We start from the raw sequence: 21809 nt of genomic DNA on the forward strand, positions 1-21809 counted from the left end.
GACCGTTTGTACTCCTGGTCCGCGCGAAATGGGCGCGGAGGTGGTGCGTGCGGCGTGACCAGCGATCGGGACCGCGCCTCAGAGCACCTGGACCGAGCTCTGCATGCTCTTGCGCCAGGAGCTCACGGCTTCATCCAACTGGTACGCCTGGATCGGCACGCCCGTAAGCCGTCCTACATCTACGGGACTGTCATCGTGTGCCTGCGGTGCGACACGTCCGGGGAGGCGCAGCTGTGATCCACCCAGTCGGCGGCATCCCTTGGGAACCACAGCGGCCCGAGAGCGAGTGCGCGTTCTGCGGCACCCGGATCGTCAAGAACCGATACGAGGGGATGGTCATCACGGAGCATTGGGACGCGGTCCAGCGTCAGCCCGGCGTGCTGTTCTCGATGCAATGCCCCAACCGGCCACGCCCAGGCACCGCCCCAGGCGCGTACGACCCACACGTGCCGCGCTGAGACAGCCTCGCCCGCTGACTGACCTTGCCCACGCGGGCCGAGACGGTGGCCCTGCACCACGTCCGCCCTGCCCTGCCGGGCGGGCTTCCGCCGCACGCGTGCAAGCCGCCCTGCGAACGCCAGTGCACACCAGGCAGGGGCCCGTCCGTCATCCAGCCGACGACGGCGTCGCTCATCCGCAGGGTGGCCGGCCTGAACGGCGGCAGCCACGGCCGGGGCATCAGAGCGGCGGCGTCGTCACCGTGGCGCAACTCAAGGAGGTAGCCGCGGTTAAACTAGGCGGCGTCACTGGGGCACGGGCGTCGCCAGATGGGTGTCGTCGGTGCTCGGTGAGGTCACCGTCCAAGTCGGCGACAGATCCAAGCTGATCTGCGCTCCTGAAGCTGTCGCATGTGCTGCACGTCGATGCGAACACAACCAAGATCGGGCGATACGGCCCTGGCTGACGTGGCGGCCAGCCGGTCGACCCTCGCTGGCCTGGGTGAGTGCTCTCGCCAGGGCGTCAACTCCCTTGGAGTGCTGTCGCAATCTTCGGGCGTGTGTCGCGCGGCAGAGCGCCCATCACGACGCAACGGGGCCCGAGCTGTGCGACAACAGTTCGAGGTCGGTGGCAAAACAGGCGATTTCCCCATTCGCGGATCGACCGATCCAGGTGGGGCAAAATCCGTCTCCCATTCCGCAGTCGAAAAACACGATGTTTGCCCCTGTTCGTGGATCGATCAACTCGGCATCTGACCGTTGACAGACCGGTACAACAGGATCGTCCGGGTCTCGAACGAAGTCTCCACACCGCTCTTCTCCAGAAGACCTGATGGACCGTAGCTGGTGATGACGTCTCCGGTCCGACAAGAGCCGTAAAACTGACTGGTTCACGTGCGGATTTCGGGGAGCCGGGAGGGTGATATTGCTCCTCGCCTACTCGATAAGCGGTCTTACGTTCTTCCGAATTCTCCGAGACTGTCGATGAGGCGTTCTTGTGCCATACGCAGCTGATCCGCATAATCGGGAGAGAATATTACAGTCAAGCCATGCTCCAGAACGCCCGATATTTTCATTAGCGGCACCCAAACCGCTTTATTCTCCCCTATTAGTCGGGAAAACTCTGGATTATCTATGACTTGCTCAAGCCAGTCAGATAGAACTAGAGCTTCGTCGGCACTAAAGGTGATCGCGACATTTTCATTCTGCATCATTTATATGTCCTTACATATAAATCGGGCGCCACAGCCAAGGTGTGACGCCCGATCAGTATATCAGCTAGAGCACTCCGCGCTCCAGCAGATATCTTAGTTGATCACCCGCAGACTGCCATCCTCCCATGTATTCTCCTACCCTTGGCCCGTCCGCGACAAATGACGCGTGCCGCCCGGTGGCCTCGTCGACGTAATGGACAGCATTCTGACCTCTGAAGGTGCCGCGAATGACCTTGGTTCCAGGATTTTCGACCAATTGCCTGATCGCCTCGATGAAGGCGCCAGCATTGGTCTTGTTATACGGACCTTTTATGCCGAACTGTGCCGCGTGCGTGACCCCCTCGTCATCGGCTCGCATGAAATGGTGCGGCACCTTGTCGGCTGATATCCACAAGGACCCGCACCCTGGTTTCGTATTGTGGACGAGGACGGCCGTCTCGTCAGCCTTCACGTAGTAGGTTTGGATGCGGTCCACGCTTAGGTTGTACATGAACTGGATGTCGTTGAAGGACCGTACCCGAACGACCACTGCCACCGCTCCGTCAGGCGTGCGGAGGATGTCGCCAGGCCGCAAGTTCTCCGCCTCTACCCAATCCTTCTGGGATTCATCCCAGAAGGGATGATGCTGAGTAGTATGTACGACCTTGACGCGTTTCCCATCGATTCGGATCTCGACGTCAGCCAGCTTCTCATCTTGATTGCGGTGAACCGCGATGACTTCTTTGACGCTGGTCTCACCTGTCTCAGGATCAGTGGCCGTTACCTTGTCACCGACCTTGATATCCTCGATGTTCTTTTGGGTGCCGTCACCCATGAGGACCTTGGTGCCTGCCGCAAAGCTATTCAGGCAAGGAATTGCCGTCGCCTTACTGCCGGATCTGGCAGCAGCTCCCGCCCTGACAGCTTCGCCTTCTGGCGCGACTAATAGGGTTAGTGCCTGGGTTCCCCAGTATCCGGTCTTGAATTCCCCACTGTCGGTGTCCACCCCGAAGAATTGCATGGGGTACTTCGGAAGGTCGCTCCAGTCCGGTACAACGGCGTGGCATATTATGCAGGTCAGGTCCCAGCCTGCCTGGTAGATGCCCATGGCCGAGTCACGGGAGCCATCCCAGAAACCCTTGGACTTCTTGGGCGTGGGACGAGGATTGCAATTGACCTTCGCGCACGGGTCTCCGGCAGGCCGGTAACCGGGTGCGCCGGGCACCTTTTCGGGCTTGATATCGCCGCTGGCCGAGCGGCGTCCGGTGTTGCAGAACTCTCCTGGCGTGCATCCTGCGTGACCGTCGAGTTCGATGATGTTGATGGGGTTGCCGCCGGTGAAGGCGTAGCGGTTGGCGGTCCAGGGGTCGAGGCCGAGGCTCAGGTCGTTGAGGGCGCCGTTGTAGGTGTCGAGGTTGAGGAAGCGGTTGAGGCCGGGGTTGTAGTCGCGGAACCCCATGTCGTACATGCCGGTGGAGTTGTCCCAGCGCTTGGCGTTGAAGCGGTAGGGGTTGTACTCCTCTTTGGCGGTGGGGTCGACGGGGTCGGGTTTGTCGACGCCGGTGAAGAGTTTATCGTCGTTCTTGCCGTAGGCGGTGTAGCCGTAGGTGGCCCGGGTGTCGCCCGCCTCCGAGGTGATCTGTTCGACGTCAGTGTGCGGGTTGTAGCCGTAGTACGAGGACTCCTCCGTGCTGTCGGCCTTCACCTTGACCTGCGACAAACGCTCGCCCCACGGCGAATATTGGAAGGACTTGGTGAGCTTGCCGGCCACCTCTTCGTCCAGGACCTCTGCCGACAGGCCGAGGTAGGAGTAGGCGGTGGTCTTGGCGTTGGCGGTGCCTTCCTTTTCAGTCTTCGACGTGGTCCGGTCGAGCGGGTCGTAGGTGTAGCTGGTCACCGTGCTGGTGACGCCGTCGCCGCCGAGTTTTTCGTGCTTGGTGACGTGGTCGAAGCCGTCGTAGGTGTACTTCTCCTGGGTTTTGCCGCCGCCTTGGATGGTGCGCAGTCGGCCGTAGGGGTCGTAGGTGTAGGTGCTGGTGGCTCCGTTGGTGGCGGAGGTCATCAGGCGGTTGCGGTCGTAGGTGAAGGTGGTCTTCTTGCCGAGGACCTCTTCCCAGACGTTGCTGTTGGCGTCGTGGGAGTAGGTTTCGGTCTCGGCCGTTCCGCCGCTGGTGGGGGTTTTGACTGTTTTGGCGATGCGGTCGCGGGGGTCGTAGGTGTAGGCGTAGGTGTGATCGAGGTAGGCGCCGGGGTTGTCGGCGTTCTGGATCTTTGCGTGGTCGCTTGAGCGGTGCAGGTTGCCCTGGTAGCCGATGGTGTGCTCAGAGACGACGGTGGCGTTGGGCTTCTTCTCGATGGAGTGTTGTAGCACGCCGGACAGGAAGTAGCCGTAGGTGACGGTGTTGCCGTTGGCCTTCGTCTCGGTGAAGCGTTCACCGCGCTTGGTGTAGGTGTAGCGGGTGGTCTTCGGCGCAGTGTCGGTGACCGATTTCTTGTTGACGACCTCGTTGACCAGGTCACGCACGTCGTAACCGTAGGTGGCCACCGTCTTGTCATGAGTGCGCGTGGTGACGGCGCTGTTTTCGTTGTAGGCGTAGCTGGTGGTGTTCTTCAGCGTGCCGTTGAGGAACTCCTTGATCGTGTCGATCTGGTTGAGGTTGGTGTAGGCGACGTCCCACACGTCGATCTTGGCGGTCGGGGACTTGTCCTCGATCTTGGTGAGGTTGGCGTTGGGGTCGTAGGTGTAGGCGAAGTCCTTCTTCTCGGCGTCGGACTCGCCGGTGTTGTCGCGGACCAGCTTGACCGCATCGGCCGCCACCGTGCCGTTGGCGGCGTCGGTGAGAGTGACGCTGTGGGTGGTGCCGGCGGTGAAGGTGTAGCTGCCCAGCTCGACCCAGGTGCCGGGGTTTTGGGTCTGGTCGACGGTGACGCCGGCCTCGCCGCCCTGGTGCTTGACCGTGTACTTGGCGTTGGTGGCCGTCGCGCCGGTCGGGTACTGAACCTGCACCTTGTAGGTGCCGTCCGTGGGGGTGGTCAGGTTCCAGGTGAACGACGACTGGCCGGTGCCCGCCGGGGCGGTGGCGTAGTCGTAGCCGACGAAGCCCTCGGCCGCTGCCACCTGTGGGCCGACGATGTTCGAGGACGAGCTGCTCCCCGAACCCAAGGTCCAGGTGCCGGTCGTACTCACCTGGCCGACATCGGAGTTGTCGTTCATGACGACGTCGAGGCCGAGCGGGGTGCCGTTGTCGGAGTGGGTCTTGAGTTTGCCGTCGGGGTAGTAGTCCCAGTCCAGGGCACGCTGGCTGGAGCCGCCCGCGCTGGTGACGGTGCGGTTTTTCTGTAGGCCGAGTTCGTTGTAGTCGTAGGTGGTCTTGATGTCCCATGGGTCGGTGGTGGTCTTGGACCAGCCGTTGTCCCAGTAGGTCATCGTCGAGATGTTGCGGATGGTCTGGCCGTGCGAGGGCGGGTGGGAGATCGTCTTGAGCCGGGAGGCCGGGTCGTAGGTGTAGAGGACCTTGTCGGGGGTGTTGTAGACCGGGTCGGACCGGTCGTACGGGTAGATCTCCTCGATCGGGCGGTTGAGCTTGTCGTATTTCGTTTCGGCGACGAAGTCGACTAGGTCTCCGCCGCGTTCCACCCCGCGGGGCGTGATGGTCTTGGTCTTGTTGCCGACCTCGTCGTAGGTGAACTGGGTGGTGACGTACTTGATGACGCCGCCGGTCTCCGAGTGCGGCACCTTGGTTTCGGTGACGTCGCCGCGTGCGTTGTAGGCGGTGATCGTCTTGTTGTTGTCCTGGTCGGTCTGGCCGACGACCAGCCCGTCCAGGTCATACTCAGTGGACGTCTCGAAGCCCGCGGCGTCCTTGACGGTCGTGACGCGGTGGTTGAGGTCGTAGGTGGAGAACGCGGTGTAGTCGGCGGTGTCGGTGGTGGTGTTCTTGCGCGGGTCGATGACCGTGGTGACGTTGCCGACGTCGTTGTAGCGGTAGGTGAGTTTGTGCTGGTCGGCGTTGAGGATGTCGGTCAGCTGGTAGATCGGGTCGTAGGTGTAGGTGGTGGTGAACTCGGCCGGGTTCGCGCCGGTCAGGTTGCCCTTGGGCTCGGTCTGGGTTGTGAGGTTGCCGGCCAGGTCCCAGGTGAAGGTGGCCTTGCGTTCGGGCCCGTCGGTGGTGTCCTTGGGCAGCGCCGACTCGATCAGCTGGTCGGCTTTGTCGTAGGTGGCGGTGGCGACGGCGCCATTGGGGGCGGTGGTCTTGGTGACGTTGTCGTTGCGGTCGTAGACCGGGGCGGGCGTGGTGATGAACACCGGCGGGGAGGCATCCTGGTCCTTGGGGACCTTGGACTCCAGCGGGCGTTTGAAGATGTCGTAGGTCTGGGTGGTCTTCTTGCCCAGCGCGTCGATCACCGACAGCACATTGCCGCGCACGTCATAGCCGGTGGTGGTGACGTTGTTGTCGGCGTCGGTGATCTTCTCCGGGTATCCGGTGGGGTGGTAGTCGGTGAACGTGGTGGGGTTGTCTCTGGCGTCGATGACCTTGGCCAGCTGGCCGACGGGATCGTACTCGTAGAAGGTGGTGTAGTCCGTCGCGTCCGGCGTCGTGACGCCGAGCGGGTCGGTGACGGTCTCGAGGTTGCCGCGGTCGTCATAGCTGAAGGCCCACGTGCGCCCTTCGGGGCTGGTCTTCGTCTTCAGGTCGGCGACGTAGCCGCCCAGGCCGCGGTAGTAGTCCAGCACCGTGGGGCTGGTGCCGTTGTTGTTGGCTTCGGCGTCGGTGATGGTCAGCGGGTAGCCGGTCTTGTCGTCATACGTCCACGTCGTGATGGCGTCAGGCGTCGGTGAGTCGGCGCGGCCCTTCTCGATCAGTGTGGTGACATTGTGATCCGGGCTCCACACCAGATCGGTGATCTCGAGGTTGGCGTTCGTGATCTCATCGGGGCGGCCCAAGGCGTCCAGCACGTACTTGGTGTTGCGCCCGGTGCCGTGCTGGAGCGGGTCGGTGACCGTGGCGTGGATCACTCCGTCTTGCGGGCCGTCGGGGTCGACGTAGTCGAAGTGGGTGATGCCGTTCTCGCGGTCGGTGAGGGTTTCGAGCTCCCACTTGTCCTTGGGGTCGGTCGTCGCCTCGTAGTAGGCCAGCTTGGTGCTGTTGCCCCGCGGGTCGGTGACGTTGACGAGTTTGACGTTCTTGGTGCCTTGGGTGGCGTCGTAGGTGAAGCCGAACGTCTTCGCGCCGTCGTCGCCCGCGCCGTCGACCATCTTGGCCAGCAGGCCCTTGTCGGTGTAGGTGAAGGTGACCTTGCGGCCGGCGATGTCGGTGATGGACTCGACGTTGTCGATGATGTGCGGGTTGGTCAGCTTGGTGTCGCTGACTTCCTGGCCGGCGTCGTTGATGTAGCTGTAGTCCTGGCCCTTGGTGTAGTAGTCGAAGGTCAGCGTCTGGCGGCCGGCGGCGTCGGTGATGTACTGCAGGAACTTGGTGGGCTTGTTGTTGGAGTGGCGGCGTTCGTAGGTGAACGCCATGGTGTTGCCGTTCTTGTCGACGATCGCGGACTGGAAGCCCTCCTCGTCGAAGAAGAACTGGGTGCGGTCCGGTTTGGTGAACACCCACTGGCGGGCCGGGTCACGCGAGTAGCGGTCCGGCAGGCTGGCCGACTCCGGGACGCGTTGCAGGTACAGGTGCACGCCGCGGGGGTGGACGTAGTCGCAGGTGTTGGGCAGGCAGCCGGTGTTGCCGTGGCGGTCGATGGTCCACACGTGCGTGGTGCCGTCGCCGTCGGTCAACCTGACCTGCTCGGGCCATTTCTGGCCGGGCGGGTGGAACTGCAGTTGCGAGCCCAGCTTGGCCAGCGTGGAGGTCTGCAGGCTCCAGCCGTAGCCGAGGGAGGCGGTGCTGGTGTCCAGGCTGTTGTAGGTCATCCGGGCGAAGGTTTGCGGGCCGCGGGAGGGGTTGGAGAAGGCGTTGTAGCCCCACACCGCGTTGCCGGCATACAGGTTGGTCAGCGCGGTGCCGCCGGCGCCGGTGTTCTTGCCGGTGTAGGCGTAGAACTTCTCCAAGCCGAGCAGGTCCGAGGTGGGGGAGTCGAGGCGGATCTGCTGGGGCAGCTGCGGCAGCTGGTGGGTGGCCGACTTCCAGTTGTTGGTGACGGTGTCTTGCACGTCCCACACCAGTTGGGCGCCCTCGGCCAGGTTCCCGACCGCCGCCGGTGCCTTGACCGCGGCGGTCACCGTGGCGGCGGCGCCCGGCTCCAGATCGGGCAGGTCGGTCTTGAGCTGGGTGTCGGGGGTGGAGATGTCGGTGTCGTCCGGCAGTTTCCAGTGGTAGGACAGCTTGGTCGAGGCGGCCGGCCAGGGCTGGCTGGTGGTGTTCTTCACCATTACCGTGACCGTGGTGGTGGCGGCGGTGTCCAGCCGTTCGGGGGTGCCGGGGGCGTAGAAGGAGGTGACCGCGGCCGGGTCGGCGTAGGTGACGGCCAGCTTGGGCCGCAGCAGCGGCTCACTGGTCTCGGTGGCCAGGAACTGGGCTGACTGCTTGGCCGCGCCGGCCTCGTTGCCGATCTTGACCAGCAGGCCGTGGTTGGTGCTCGGGGTGGCGGTCCAGGCCTTGGCGGCGTCGGTGACCGTCCACTGCCGCCAGCCGGCGGTGTCGCTCAACCCGTCGAGGCTGCCCAGTGCGGCGGCGTCGACGTCGCCGCCGGGCGTGGTCCAGGGGCTGGTCCAGGTCGCGCTCTCGTCGAAGGCTTTGGTGAGCTTGTGGGCGGTGAAGGAGGCGCCGGTGCCGGTGGCGGTGGCCTGCCACAGCGACAACCGCGCGTCGGCGATCTGGGCGCCGGCCGGGATCTGCTCGGTGTAGTCGCCGAACGTGACCACGGCGCGGGTGTTGGCCAGGGCGGTGGCGGTGTTGCCGACCTGCAGCCGCTTCTGCCCGCCCACCACATCGTGGCCGGCCGACGCCTCCCCGGACGACAGCGTGGTGTCGGCGGTCCCGTACAGGGTCTTGGTGACGTAGCCGGGCTTGGGCAGGAACGCCCGCACCTGCTGCGAGGGCACCACCTGCCCGTTGGCCAGCACCGCCTCCACCCAGTAGTCCGCCTGGTGGGCGTAGTCCGGGCTGGCGGCATCGAACGGGTCGGCGCCGCTGCTGGTGTCGGCGTAGGAGGTGACCTCCGGCCCCAGCGTCACCACCAGGTCGTCCCCGTCGCCGCCGGTGGTGTTGGAGGTGATCTGGCAGCCCGACGGGCACGTCCTGCGCAGCCGGTACTCCACCAGGTCATCGGAGGCGTCGCCGGGGGTGGGGTCGGCGTAGGCGCTCCACGACAGCGACGCGCCCACCGAGGTGGCCAGCGTCGGCTGCTCCAGCGTCACCGACGGCTTGCCGAACGTCACCAGCAGCCGCGGATGCGCGACCGGATCGATGGTCAGCGGGTCGACCCCGGTGAAGTCGTCCATCGCCTGGTAGGCCACCCCGCCCACCGGCGCCGTCCTGGCCTCGTTGGCGGCCTTGAGCAGGATGCCGCCCATCGGCGCGGCGCCGCTGGAGTACCAGGCGTTGACCATCGCGGTCACATCGAAGCCGTGCCAGCGCGACAATTCCCCCACATTGCGGGTCACTGTCGAAGCCGCGGTAGAGGCGAAAGAGGGCTGGTTGCTCCAGGTCACCCCCTGGGGATCCCAGACCCAGGAGTCATCGGTGATCTCGTGGGCGGCCAGCGTCACCGCCGCGCTCTCACCCAGTGCCTGGTCGAAGTACACCTCCAGGCGGGCCTGGTCGATGCGGGTGCCGATCGGCAGCACATCCTCGTTGGCCCCTGGAGGGCCGAAGTACAGCAGCGCCCGGTTCAGCCCCGCCGCGCTCTTGCCCACCGGCAGCTTCCACGAGTCGGCGAAGTTGGAAGAGGTCGCGGCGTTGCTGACGTAGGTGTCGTAGAGGTTGGCCCCCCAGTCGTTGATCTTCAGGGTGGGGTCGATCACCACCGGCCACTTCCGCTCGGGAGCGGCCAGCCACGCCGCGTCCGGCTTCAGCGTGATCGTCGCCTCACCACCCTGCCCCTGCGTCAGTTCCTGGGTGATGGCGCCGGTGCGCCTGCCGAACGGCGAGGCCGCATCCGACTGAGCGTCGATCATGAACGGGCGGGGGATGGTGAACGCGCGATCTCCGTCCTCGCCCGTGAAGACGATCGACCCGTCGGCGTTCTGCGTTGCCTGCAGGCCGCCGCCGGTCTTGACGGTGAACGCGAACACCGTCCCCGCCGTGGGCGGCTTGGTCAGCCGCAGGTGCTCGGTCACCCCCGAGCCGGTCACGGTGTACACCAGGTCGGCGCCGTCCCACACGCCCGGGAAGGTAACCGTCGAACCGTCCACCGTCGGGACGACCGGCCGCGCCTCACCCGGCAGGCCGAACGTGACCTGCCGCTTACCGACCCCGACCCGGACCAGCTTGTCGGTTTTGTCGCCGAAGCGGGCCTGGAAACCGGTCTTGTCGTTGCCGTGGACGAACCCGTCCTCCGACGTCGCCGCGACGGTCGTGTCGATCTTCTCCCAGGCGCCCGAGGCGTCCTGATAATGCACCGGCCGCGTCGAGATCTCCGCCTGCGAACGGCCGTCCTCCAGCTCATAAACGGTGCCATACCGCCACCGCTTACCGGCCACCTCCTTGACCCGTTTGCCGGGCGGGGCCGCCTGCCACCCGGCCGCCGGGCGGGTGTCGCGGCCCGGCAGCGTGACCTTGTCGGCGCTCGGGGGTGTCTTGCCCTCCGGCTCGACGGCGAACCAGCCGGCCACCTGCCCGGCCAGCCAACTCACCGCCTGGGAGAGCAACCCGGGCTCGGCCGGGCCGGTTTGCGCCACGGCGGGTGGCGCCGGGGCCAGCGACAGCACCAGGGCGAGGGTGGTGATCAGGGTGACGGATCGGCGTAACCGTGTGTGACGTCGGGGTCGGGGCCGTCCGGCCGGTTGCGGTCGAGGGAGGGGTAATTGTGACACGGGCACACTCCACACTCATGCGACCCCTTGCGGGGCCGCAGGTAAGGAGGATCTAAAAGATCCTCGGAGCAAAACACCCAAATAACGTCACAAACCGGCACATTCGGTCAAGGCCAACGGAAGGTGGCTTACCTGAATGACCGAACACACTGTTGAAGCAGGGGCGACAAGCCCTCCCGGCTGCGAAGATCGACCCGAAGATGGGATCCCAGCCGTCCCACGCCAGCGATAACGCAGAGTGAAACCCGCAGGTGATCACGAGCACCCGGCAAAGCTCCGGGAGTCAATTCACAACAAACTCACAGAAAACAGCACAGTCCGTAAACTTGCGGCCGACGCGTCGAGCAACCTGCAGAAAGGCGTATCAGAGGGGCCGTGGCGGCGAATCTTTGCCCAGCGGTCTTGACCGCCGTCACCATCCATGTGTAGATCAAAAGGGTTTGCCCGACTCGCAGATCAAAGATCGGCTCACCGCATACCCAGGAGGCGACATTTGCTGCCGCAGGGACACCCACAGGGTGACGCAGGACCGGAGCGTTCTCGACCGGCGAGACACGCGTGAGATCCGGGATCCCGGGCAAGGAGCCCGGGTCACAGGGAGAACATGCGCCGCAACCCTCAACCTGCGAACCACGAACCCGGATCACCCGAAATCACCAGGACCGGCGACATCTGAACACTGGCTCCCAGACTCGCGTAGACACCCACCACGGACCTAGCCACACGGCCACAGGAACGAGCTCTTCAGTGATCTTCCAGACCGCTATTCTGCTTGTCGGCGCCGTTCTCGGGCCTAAGTAGCCCTTGATCGTACCGGACCGAATGACTAGCAAAGGTCTCGTATCGCGGCAGCAGTCATGGTGGCCGATTATCCGGAATGAGACGTGGATCACACCTTCTCCGCGAGGAGGAGGTGCCTCACAAGCGGTAAATGCGGCGGGCGTTCCCTGAGCCGATCATGTGGGCGATTTTGGCCGCGTCCGCGGCGCTCCACTCCCCCGCGCCGACCCTGGCCGCGAGCGCCGCGCCCAGCGCCTGCCGGTAGTAGAGGGCGCCCAGCAGACAGCTTTCGGCCGCGCCGCGGCAGCCGGAGCTGAACAGCAGCTTGTGGAACGGCGCCAGCTCCAGCAGCTCCTCCATGACCCTGGCGGACGCGGCGGCGGTGTGCGGCAGGGCGAGCCCAACGTCCACGTAGACGTGCGGGTAGCGGCCGGCCAGGTAGGCGGCCTGGCGGTGGAACGGATGGCAGTGCAGAAGGATCACCGGCACGCCGGCGGGCTGGAGCCCGGCGATGAAGGTGCTCAGCCGGGCCGGGTCCGTGCGGTGCAGGTCCGCCCCCGCGCCACCGCCGAACCGCGCCGCCGCGCCCACGCCGAGTCCGGGCACGCCGCCGAGGCCCGTGTGGAACTGCACGGGCAGGCAGCGTTCCCTGGCCACCTCGATCGCGTTCCACAGCAGGTGGCGCAGCAGGACGGGGTCGGTGAGCGGCTGCTTCGGGTCGGCCAGCCGCCGGTTGGCCGCCGCGATCACCGAGCCCCTGCTCGGCCTGGCCGGATCGAAGTCCAGCCCGCAGAGCCCGGCCATGACGGTCTTGAGGCCGACCGCCCTGGCGGCCCTGGCGGTCAGCTCCTCGCCGAGGTTGTCGAGGTAGTCGACGGCGAGCTCGGCGGTCTCGGCCACGTCGTGCTCGATCTGCTCGATTCTGACCAGTTCGTCGGCCGCCGCGCCGCCATATCGTCCGATCTCGGCTGCCGACAGCAGGTCCGCGTCCTCGGACCCGGTGTCCACGAGGAACGCCACCACCCCGGCCGCGGCCAGCAGCCGGCTGTTGACCTCGGCGGCGCCCAGCTCGGCCCGGCGGGCGAGGTAGACGGCGGGCGGGGCGTGCGGCTCCAGGTCGAGCAGGGGCGCGCACCAGCGCCGGATCGCCAGGCCGAAGGGTGTGTCGAAGTGGGTGGTGCCAGGCGGGGCCGCGCTGCCGCCCTCGTGGATGAGCAGCTCGAACTGGGCTCTCGTCAGGTCGTCTCTGCGCACCCCGTGACAGTGGTGGTCGACGAGCGGGGCCAGCAGCGCGTCACGCACCGTGCCGGGTAGATCTACGGGGTGCATGCGGAGACTCTATGGGAGTCCCGCATGCACCCGCCGCCCTTTTACGAGCTACGCGCGCCTGGGCGTGTTGCGCGACAGCGCGAGCCGCCCCATTACGCGACAGCGCGAGCCGCCCCATTGCGCGACAGCGCGAGCCGCCCCAGCCGGGCGGCTCAGGTCCGCACCGCCCTAGCGGCGGCAGAGCCGTAGCACGTTCGCGATGACCTTCGCGCCGGCCCCGCCTTCCTGGGTCAGGATCGACTCGGGGTGGAACTGCACGGCGAAGCGCCGCCGCTCGACGTCCTCGATGGCCATGACGTTGCCGTCGGGCGTGAGCGCGGTCGCGGCGAAGCCGACCACTCCGGGCTGCTTGGCGTGCAGCGAGTGGTAGCGGGCCGCGGTGAACTGCTCGGGCAGCCCGTCCAGCAGCGCGCTGTCGCCGAGCCGCGTGACCTGGCCGCGCTTGCCGTGTTCGGGGTAGCCGAGCAGCTCCAGCGTGCCGCCTGCCTGCTCCACCATGGCCTGCAGGCCGAGGCAGACGCCGAAGACCGGCAGGTCGCGGGCGTAGACCTGGTCGAGCAGCGCCGCCATGCCGAAGTCGGTCGGCCAGCCCGGCCCCGGCGACAGCACCACGAGGTCGGGGCCGATCTCGTCGATCATGTGGGCCGGGAAGCCGTGACGCAACGTCACGACGTCCGCGCCCTCCTGGCGGAAGTAGTCCGCCAGGGTGTTGACGAAGGAGTCCTCGTGGTCGACGAGCAGCACCTTCATGCCCAAGCCCGGCTGCGGCCTGGGCTCGGCGACCGGAACGGCGTCCGGCTCGTTGACCGTGGCCAGGGCGCCGAGCAGGGCGCTGGCCTTGAGCTCCGTCTCGCGTTCCTCGGACTCGGGGTCGGAGTCGAACAGCAGCGTGGCCCCGGCCCTGACGGTCGCCACGCCGTTCTTGACCTGGGCGGTGCGCAGGGTCAGGCCGGTGTTCATGGAGCCGTCGAAGCCGATGAAGCCGATGGCGCCGCCGTACCACCGGCGGGTGGTGGCCTCGTGGTCCTCGATGAACTGCATGGCCCAGGTCTTGGGGGCCCCGGTGACGGTGACGGCCCACATGTGGGTGAGGAAGGCGTCGAGCGCGTCGAACTCGGGGCGCAGCCGGCCCTCGATGTGGTCGACGGTGTGGATGAGGCGGGAGTAGAGCTCGATCTGGCGGCGGCCGATGACCTTGACCGTGCCCGGCACGCAGATCCGCGACTTGTCGTTGCGGTCGACGTCGGTGCACATGGTCAGCTCCGACTCCTCCTTGATGCTGGACAGGAGCGTGCGGATGGCCTCGGCGTCCTCGACCGGGTTGCTGCCGCGGGCGATCGTCCCGGAGATGGGGCAGGTCTCGACACGGTCGCCGGTGACCCGGACGTACATCTCGGGCGAGGCGCCGACGAGGTGCTCGCCCTCGCCGAGGCTGATGATGAACTCGTAGGGGGCCGGGTTGCTGTGACGCAGGCCGCGGTAGAAGGCGGCCGGGTCGGTGCAGGCGGCGTGGAAGACCTGCCCGGGCACGACCTCGAACAGGTCGCCGCGCTTGAACTTCTCCTTGGCGGCGGCCACGACCTTGGCGTATTCGCCCTTCTCGGGGTTCGCGGGCAGTTCGCCGGGGACGGCAAGGGGCGTGCTCGCGCCGGTGCGCTCCAGGCCGCGGGTGGTGGTCCCGTCCACGGTGAACTCGTAGCGGTATTCGACGCACGTCTCGCGCTGCCGGTCGATGACGACCAGCCGGTCGGGCAGGTGGAGCACGAGGTCGCGCTGGTCGTCGGGGCGCGGGAGCTCCTGCCTGATGGGCTCGAACTGGAAGGCCAGGTCGTAGCCGAAGGCGCCGTAGAGACCCAGGTGCGGGTCGTCGCCGCGGAAGGCGGCGATGACCTCGCGGATCGCGGTGAACACGGTCGGCCGGCGGCTGCGCATCTCCTCGGGCAGCAGGTCTTCGGATTCGGGTACGTGCACCACGATGCATTCCGCCGTGGGCTCGGTGACCGGCTTGCCCGCGGCCAGCAGGCAGGAGGCGACGGCGGGCAGCACGATCCTGCCGCGCTCGTTGAGCGCGGTCGCGCTGATCGTGCGTCCCTTCGCGACCAGCTCCAGGCACGGATCGACGTAGCCGAACGCCCATCGGCTGTAGCGGCCCGGATAGTCCATGCCCGAGGAGAACGCGCCGCCGCGTCGTTCGCCGAGGGCCGTCACGATCTCTTCGAGCGCCGTCTCGTCCACCTCGCGAGCCTCGCGCTCGACCCCGATGCCCCCGGCGGTGGTATATCCGCTGGTCTCCATCTGCTGCCCCTTATCACGTCAAAAGATCGAGCCCCGGGGGCGGACACGAGAAAGGCCGCCATCCGGGGCGGCCGTCCGTCGAGAAATGCGAAACCCGCGCCGCCTAAGAGCGGCGCCACCACTGGAGCTGAGCGTGATTTCGCATGCCGATAGGTTATCCGGCCAATCAAGATCGCGCAACGCGGCTCGCGCGGCGCGTCCAGCCCGACGGCCCGCCAACGTGGTGCGCGTCTACGAACGTCATCCGCAACGGTCCCATCAGCGAAGAAAGGGGCAAGGCAACACCCCACACAAGGAGATCTGATGCGTAAGCAACTGGCGCTCGCCGTCGCCGTCCTCGGCGCGGGCGCGGTTCTGGCCTCGCCCGCGCAGGCCCAGCACCGAAACGCCGGACCGCTCGTGGCGGGCCTGACGACCGGCGGCGATCTGGTGGTCTTCCGTAGCGACAACCCCGGCAACGTCGACCGGGCCGGCAGGATCAGCGGCCTCAGGGGCGACATGAGAGTGGTCGGCATCGACTACCGCGTCCAGGACGGCCGGCTGTACGCGGTCGGCGACCGGGGCGGCATCTACACGCTCGACAGCCGCGCGCGGGCGACCAAGGTGTCGCAGCTGACCGTCGCGCTGCAGGGCAGGATCTTCGGCGTCGACTTCAACCCGGCCGCCAACCGGCTGCGCGTGATCAGCGACACCGGCCAGAACCTGCGGCACAACATCGACGACCCGAACGGCGCGCCCGCCCGGAACACCACCGCCACCGACGGCACGCTCACCAACCCGCCCGTGCCCCCCGCCACGGCCGGGGCGACCGCGACCGGCGTGACCGCCGCCGGCTACACCAACAACGACCTGGACGCGGCCACCGCGACGACCCTGATCGACGTGGACACCATGAACGACCAGGTCTCGCTCCAGTCCCCCGCCAACGCCGGCAACCTGGCCCCCACCGGCAAGCTGGGCGTGGACGCCGCCACCGACGCCGGGTTCGACGTCTACAGCAGGCTGAGCAGGGGCGTGACGGTGTCCAACGCCGCGTACGCCACGCTCAAGGTCCGCGGTGCCTACCGCTTCTACTCGGTCAACGTGCTCACCGGCGCGGCGACCCTGGTTGGAACGTTCCCGTCCAACCGTCAGGTGAGCGACATCGCGGTCCAGCTCGACAGATAGGTCCCACGGTGCCCCCGGGCTACCGCACCCCGGGCGCATCTGTTACTGGTTAGTACATGAGACGCGTGCGGCTCCACCGCGATCTTCCGGTGCCGATGCCCGACGGCGTGACGCTGCTGGCCGACCACTACGCTCCGGCCACGGGCGAGCGGGCTCCCGTCATTCTGATGCGCTCCCCCTACGGCCGGCGCGGGCCGTTCGGCTGGTTCTTCGGCCGCGGCTTCGCCAGGCAGGGCTTCCACGTCGTGATCCAGAGCTGCCGGGGCGGGTTCGGCTCCGGCGGCCTGCTCGACCCGCTCGGCGACGAGCACGACGACGGCCTGGCGACCGTCGCGTGGCTGCGCGAGCAGCCCTGGTACGGCGGCTCGTTCGCGATGTTCGGCCCTTCCTACCTCGGCTACACGCAGTGGGCGATCGCCCCCTACGCCGGGCCGGACCTGAAGGCCATGTCCCTGCAGATCACCGCCTCCCAGTTCAGGGACGCCGCCTACGTAGGCGGCGCGTTCGCGCTGGAGTCGGCGCTGAGCTGGACCACGCTCACCGACGCCATGTCGCGCCGCTTCGGCGGCGCCGCGTTGTGGACCGCGCCCCGGCTCACCCGCAGGGCGGTGCTGTCCGGCCGGCCGGTGGCCGAGCTGGACCTGGTGTCGGCGGGCCGGCCGCTGCCCTTCTTCCAGGATCTGGTGACGCATCACGCGGACCCGGCAGTGCCGTACTGGGACAAGCGGGACTTCTCCCTGAAGGTCGGCGACGTGGACGCGGCCGTCACCATGCTGGGCGGCTGGTACGACGTGTTCCTGCCGTGGCAGCTGAAGGACTACGCGGCGCTGCGGGCGGCGGGCCGGCGGCCTTATCTGACGATCGGGCCGTGGTACCACATCGACACGCGGCACGCCCGGCCCACGATGGTGGAGGCGTCGGCGTGGTTCCGCGCGCATCTGATGGGCGACCTGTCCCGGCTGCGGCCCGACCCTGTGCGGATCTACGTGACGGGCGCCGAGGAGTGGCGTGACTACCCCGACTGGCCGGTGCCGGGCATGCGCGAGCAGCGGTGGCATCTGCAGCACGGGTTCAGGCTGGGCGTGGACAGTCCGCGGGAGGCCGGGCCCGACCGGTTCCGCTACCATCCTGACCATCCGACGCCGGTGATCGGCGGGCCGGTGCTGCTCGGCGACTCCCGGCCGCGCGACCAGCGGCGGCTGGAGCAGCGCCGCGACGTGCTGGTCTACAGCTCGCCTGCGCTGGAGTCGGGCGTGGAGATGATCGGCCCGGTCCGCGCGGAGGTGTTCGTGCGCTCCAGCACCCCGTACGTGGACGTGGTGGTGCGGGTGTGCGACGTCTGGCCGGACGGGCGCTCGGTCAACGTGTGCGAGGGCGTGCGCCGCCTCGGGCCGCTGTCAGCCGGGGAGGTGCGGCGGGTGGAGGTGGACCTGTGGCCGATCGCGCACCGGTTCCGGCGCGACCACCGGATCCGGGTGCACGTGGCGGCCGGGGCGTACCCGACGATCGCCCGCAACCCCGGCACCGGCGACCCCCTCGGCGCGGGCGGCCCGATGGTGCCGGCCGACGTCGAGGTGTTCCACTCGCCCGACCGGCCCTCGGCGGTGGTGATGCCGGTGTGCGCGCCTCGCGGCTGATGTCGCTGGTCCTGCTGTTGCAGGGCCGGGGCGGGATGACGGCGACCGAGCTGGCCAAGGAGCTGGAGGTCTCCGAGCGCACCGTGCACCGCGACGTGCTGGCGTTGTCGGAGGCCGGCGTGCCGGTGTACGCCGACCGCGGCCGCGGCGGCGGCTACCGGCTGCTCGAGGGCTACCGGACCCGGCTGACCGGGCTGGACCGGTCCGAGGCCGAGGCGTTGTTCCTGTCGGGCGTGCCGGCCGCGCTGCGCGAGATGGGGCTGCACGACGTGGCGGCGACCGCCCGGCTGAAGGCGGCCGCCGCGTTGTCCCCGGCCCTGCGTGACGCGCCGGCGACCGCGGCGCAGCGCTTCCACCTGGACGCGCCGGGCTGGTTCGCCGGCGACGATCCGCCGCCGGCCGCGCTGGCGCCGCTGGCCAGGGCGGTGTGGAACGACCGGCGCGTGCGGACGGTGTACAAGGGCAACCAGCGCACGCTGGAGCCGTACGGGCTGGTGCTGAAGGCAGGCGTCTGGTACCTGGCCGCGCGGCTGGGGACGCGGTTCCTGATCTTCCGGGTGCACCGGTTCGGCGCGATCGACGTGCTCGCCGAGGCCTTCGACCGGGATCCCGGCTTCGACCTGGCCGGCTTCTGGGCGGAGCAGTCGGCCGAGTTCACCCGCTCGCTGCTGCGGGACGTGATCACGTTGCGGCTGAGCGAGCGGGGACAGCGCATGTTGCGGCACATCGCCGACCCGGCCGCGCTGGCGGACGCGCTCGGCTCGCTCCAGCCGGACGGGACCGTGCAGCTGGCGGTGGAGTCGGTGGAGGTGGCGTTCTCGCAGGTGCTGCGGTTCGGGCCGGAGGCGGAGGTGCTGGCGCCGCCGGAGCTGCGGACGATGGTCGCCGAGGCCGCCGCCCGCACCTCCGCCCTCTACGGTGGGTAGCAGGGTCCGCGGCTACCGGTAGTCGGCGGGGTCGGCGTCTTTGCCGGTCTCCTCCACCTCGGTGATGAAGCGCCACACCTGCGGGCGGCTGCCGTCCACGTCGGTGAGACCGTACGCCTCGGCCAGCTGCCCGCTGTCCACTGACCTGCCCGACCAGCGTTGCTTGTCAGGGTCGGCGGCGATCGCGGCGATCGCGCGGCCCACGTAGGCGGGGGTCTCGGAGACCAGCCAGCTCGTGTGGTCCACCTTGGCCTCGCGCCAGTTGTCCTCGGTGACCCCGAAGTTGTCCAGCATCGCCTCCGAGCGCAGGAACCCGGGCGTGACCGCCACGCCCGTCCCGCCGTACGGGCGCAGCTCCTCGGACCAGGCGAACGCCAGCCGGTTCACCGACATCTTGGCCAGGTCGTAGTAGACGTTCTGCCGGTAGCGGGTCTCGTTGAACTCCCAGGTGCCGTCGGTGACCTCCACGACCAGCCCGCCCTCGTTCCTGATCACCAGCGGCAGCAGGAACCTGCTGCTGATGATGTGGGTGTCGACGGCCAGCCGGAGCAGCCGCAGCCCCTTGTCCATGTCGTGTTTCCACACGGGGGTGTCCCACTCCCACAGGTGGTCGCTTCCCCACACGTCGTTGACCAGCACGTCGAGCCGGCCCTGCTCGCGCTCCACGCGCCCCGCGAGCGCCTCGACCTGCGCGGGGTCGAGGTGGTCGACCTGGACGGCGATGCCCGTGCCGCCGGCGGCCGTGACCAGCTCCGCCGTCTCCTCGATGGTCTCCGGCCTGTTCATCTCCGAGCGCCGCTCGCGCGTGCTGCGGCCCGTGCAGTAAACCGTCGCGCCGGCCGCGCCCAGCGCGACCGCTATCCCTCGTCCCGTGCCGCGGGTCGAGCCCGCCACCAAAGCAATCATGCGACCGATGCTGTCCGGGAAAGAGGACATCTCTTGTCATGTTTTCCGCGAGAAGCCGTTCGGCGCGTGCAACCGACCACTCGCCGATCGATGACGGGCAGGCGAGGTCCTGGTAACTAAGCTCCCACAACGGCGTTACGGCTGTGTGTCTCATATGCCGGGATGGAATCTCAGTATTTAGGCCAAACCGTAACATAACCGACATTGGGTTTAATACCGCCGTAAAGCTAGTCTCCCTCCATTGACTACCTGTCAGGAGCCGGTCACCGCCGGCTGCTGATCCATGCCATCGGAGGGTCGATGACTACCGGGGAACCCGGGCAGCCGCGCACCGACCGCAGCCCCTGGAACTGGCTGCTGCTCGTGCCGATCGTGTTGCCGTTGCTGACGTTCCTGTTCAACGGGGATGAGCCCCGCTTGCTGGGCTTCCCGCTGTTCTACTGGCTGCAGCTCGCCTTCATCGGGGTCGGCGTCGTGTCCACGACGATCGTGTACAGGATGACGAAGTGAGCGGGCACACGACCGAGCTGGTCGTCTTCATCGTGCTGTTCCTGGTCGTCAGCGCCATGGGATTCGTGGCGGCCCGCTGGCGGCGGCCCGACAACATCGAGAGCCTGAACGAGTGGGGCCTGGGCGGCCGCAACTTCGGCTCCTGGATCACCTGGTTCCTCGTGGGCGGCGACCTGTACACCGCGTACACGTTCGTGGCGGTGCCCGCGCTCGTGTTCGGCGCCGGCGCCATGGGCTTCTTCGCCGTGCCGTACACCGTGATCATCTACCCGCTGGTGTTCCTGGTCCTGGTCAGGCTGTGGTCGGTGTCGCACGTGCACGGGTTCGTCACGCCGGCCGACTTCGTCCGGGCCCGCTTCGGCTCGCCGACGCTGGCGCTGCTGGTGGCGATCACCGGGCTGGTGGCGACCATGCCGTACATCGCGCTGCAGCTGGTCGGCATCGAGGCCGTGCTGAAGTCGATGGGCGTCACCGGGCACCTGCCGATCATCATCGCGTTCGCGATCCTGGCCGCCTACACCTACCAGTCGGGCCTGCGCGCCCCCGCATTGATCGCCTTCGTCAAGGACACGCTGATCTACATCGTGATCCTGGCGGCGGTCTTCTACATCCCGGCCAAGCTGGGCGGCTGGGGATCGATCTTCGACGCGGCGAAGGCGAAGTTCGACGCCTCCCCCGCGCCCGGTGACGGGATCATCCTCAACGCCGCCAACCAGCTGCAGTACATCACGCTGGCCTTCGGCTCGGCGCTGGCGCTGTTCCTCTACCCGCACAGCCTCACCGGCGTGCTGGCCTCCAAGAACCGCAACGTGATCAAGCGGAACATGTCGGCGCTGCCCGCCTACAGCCTCCTGCTCGGCCTGATCGCGCTGCTCGGCTACATGGCGATCGCGGCCGGCACCAAGCCGGTCATGAACGCGAACGGCAAGCCGGACGCCAACACGATCGTGCCGCAGCTGTTCGACCAGATGTTCCCCGACTGGTTCACCGGCGTCGCCTACGCGGCGGTCGGCATCGGCGCGCTGGTCCCGGCGGCGATCATGTCGATTGCGGCGGCCAACCTGTTCACCCGCAACATCTACCGCGAGTACTTCAACAAGCACGCCACCGACGCCCAGGAGGCCAAGGTCTCCAAGCTGACCTCGCTCCTGGTCAAGGTCGGCGCGGTGCTGTGCATCCTGGTGCTGGACCCGCAGTTCTCCATCGACCTGCAGCTCATCGGCGGCGTGATCATCCTGCAGACGCTGCCGTCGGTGGCGCTCGGCCTCTACACGCGCTGGTTCCACAAGGGCGGCCTGATCGCGGGCTGGGCGGCCGGCCTTGGGGCGGGCATGTGGATGCTCTACCTCATCCCGAACCCCGCCAACGGCAAGCTGCACTTCGGCGGCTCGGCGTTCCCGCTGGCCAACTTCGGGTTCGACACCAAGATGACGATCTACGTCGGGTTCGTCGCGGTGATCGTCAACCTGGTGGTGGCGGCGCTGGGCACGCTGGTGTTCCGGGCGCTCAAGATGGCCGACGGGCCGGACGGGACCTCGCGCGACGACTACTTCGCCGACGAGGGCGACCCCAAGGTCAAGGACCTGGACCTGACCGGCTCGCACTGAACCCCGGCGGTCCGCCCCCGTCCCCCCGCGGGGGCGGGCCGC

Annotated in this window: 12 protein-coding genes; 6 read left to right on the forward strand and 6 right to left on the reverse strand. The window is 67.6% G+C overall.

The genetic code is table 11. The annotated features are described in order from the left end of the window. Positions 1-233: 233 nt before the first annotated feature. Positions 234-458, forward strand: a complete 225-nt coding sequence (locus Q9G87_RS25000) for a hypothetical protein (protein ID WP_305918880.1) — start codon at positions 234-236, stop codon at positions 456-458. A gap of 561 nt (positions 459-1019) precedes the next feature. Here the strand turns inward: Q9G87_RS25000 and Q9G87_RS60775 are convergent. From Q9G87_RS60775 to Q9G87_RS25020, 5 genes are all read right to left on the reverse strand, one after another. Further along, positions 1020-1331, reverse strand: coding sequence for a DUF4241 domain-containing protein (locus Q9G87_RS60775; protein WP_371825815.1), 312 nt, complete (start codon positions 1329-1331; stop codon positions 1020-1022). Positions 1332-1390: 59 nt separating this feature from the next. Continuing rightward, a complete protein-coding gene (locus Q9G87_RS25005; protein WP_305918881.1) occupies positions 1391-1651 on the reverse strand; it encodes a hypothetical protein in 261 nt (86 codons plus the stop codon). Positions 1652-1715: 64 nt separating this feature from the next. Then, complete coding sequence (locus Q9G87_RS25010; protein WP_305918882.1) at positions 1716-10505, reverse strand: DNRLRE domain-containing protein; 8790 nt, start codon at positions 10503-10505, stop codon at positions 1716-1718. Between the two features lie 1023 nt (positions 10506-11528). After that, positions 11529-12719, reverse strand: a complete 1191-nt coding sequence (locus Q9G87_RS25015) for an amidohydrolase family protein (protein WP_305918883.1) — start codon at positions 12717-12719, stop codon at positions 11529-11531. Between the two features lie 168 nt (positions 12720-12887). Beyond that, the gene (locus Q9G87_RS25020; protein WP_305918884.1) at positions 12888-15014 is read right to left on the reverse strand and encodes an anthranilate synthase component I; all 2127 of its coding nucleotides are present in this window, start codon (positions 15012-15014) and stop codon (positions 12888-12890) included. Positions 15015-15317: 303 nt separating this feature from the next. On the opposite strand from Q9G87_RS25020, the gene Q9G87_RS25025 reads away from it, so the two are divergent. From Q9G87_RS25025 to Q9G87_RS25035, 3 genes are read left to right on the forward strand one after another with little or no spacing between them, the layout of a single operon-like run. Then, on the forward strand, positions 15318-16181 hold the full coding sequence (locus tag Q9G87_RS25025; protein ID WP_305918885.1) for a DUF4394 domain-containing protein: 864 nt from the start codon (positions 15318-15320) through the stop codon (positions 16179-16181). A 56-nt stretch (positions 16182-16237) separates the two neighbouring features. Beyond that, positions 16238-17818 (forward strand): CocE/NonD family hydrolase, encoded by a 1581-nt coding sequence (locus tag Q9G87_RS25030; protein ID WP_305918886.1) that lies wholly within the window; start codon positions 16238-16240, stop codon positions 17816-17818. Continuing rightward, the gene (locus Q9G87_RS25035) at positions 17800-18744 is read left to right on the forward strand and encodes a helix-turn-helix transcriptional regulator (protein ID WP_305918887.1); all 945 of its coding nucleotides are present in this window, start codon (positions 17800-17802) and stop codon (positions 18742-18744) included. Before Q9G87_RS25030 ends, Q9G87_RS25035 begins: the two co-directional genes overlap by 19 nt. A 12-nt stretch (positions 18745-18756) precedes the next feature. On the opposite strand, the gene Q9G87_RS25040 is transcribed toward Q9G87_RS25035, so the two are convergent. Further along, positions 18757-19650 carry an SDR family oxidoreductase gene (locus Q9G87_RS25040; protein ID WP_305918888.1) on the reverse strand — a complete coding sequence of 298 codons (894 nt, stop codon included), beginning with the start codon at positions 19648-19650 and terminating at the stop codon, positions 18757-18759. Between the two features lie 300 nt (positions 19651-19950). On the opposite strand from Q9G87_RS25040, the gene Q9G87_RS25045 reads away from it, so the two are divergent. Next, positions 19951-20160, forward strand: a complete 210-nt coding sequence (locus tag Q9G87_RS25045; RefSeq protein ID WP_305918889.1) for a DUF3311 domain-containing protein — start codon at positions 19951-19953, stop codon at positions 20158-20160. Next, complete coding sequence (gene mctP / locus Q9G87_RS25050; protein ID WP_305918890.1) at positions 20157-21767, forward strand: monocarboxylate uptake permease MctP; 1611 nt, start codon at positions 20157-20159, stop codon at positions 21765-21767. Before Q9G87_RS25045 ends, mctP begins: the two co-directional genes overlap by 4 nt. Positions 21768-21809 lie beyond the last annotated feature (42 nt).

This window comes from Nonomuraea turcica (assembly GCF_030718205.1).
Lineage (GTDB): Bacteria > Actinomycetota > Actinomycetes > Streptosporangiales > Streptosporangiaceae > Nonomuraea.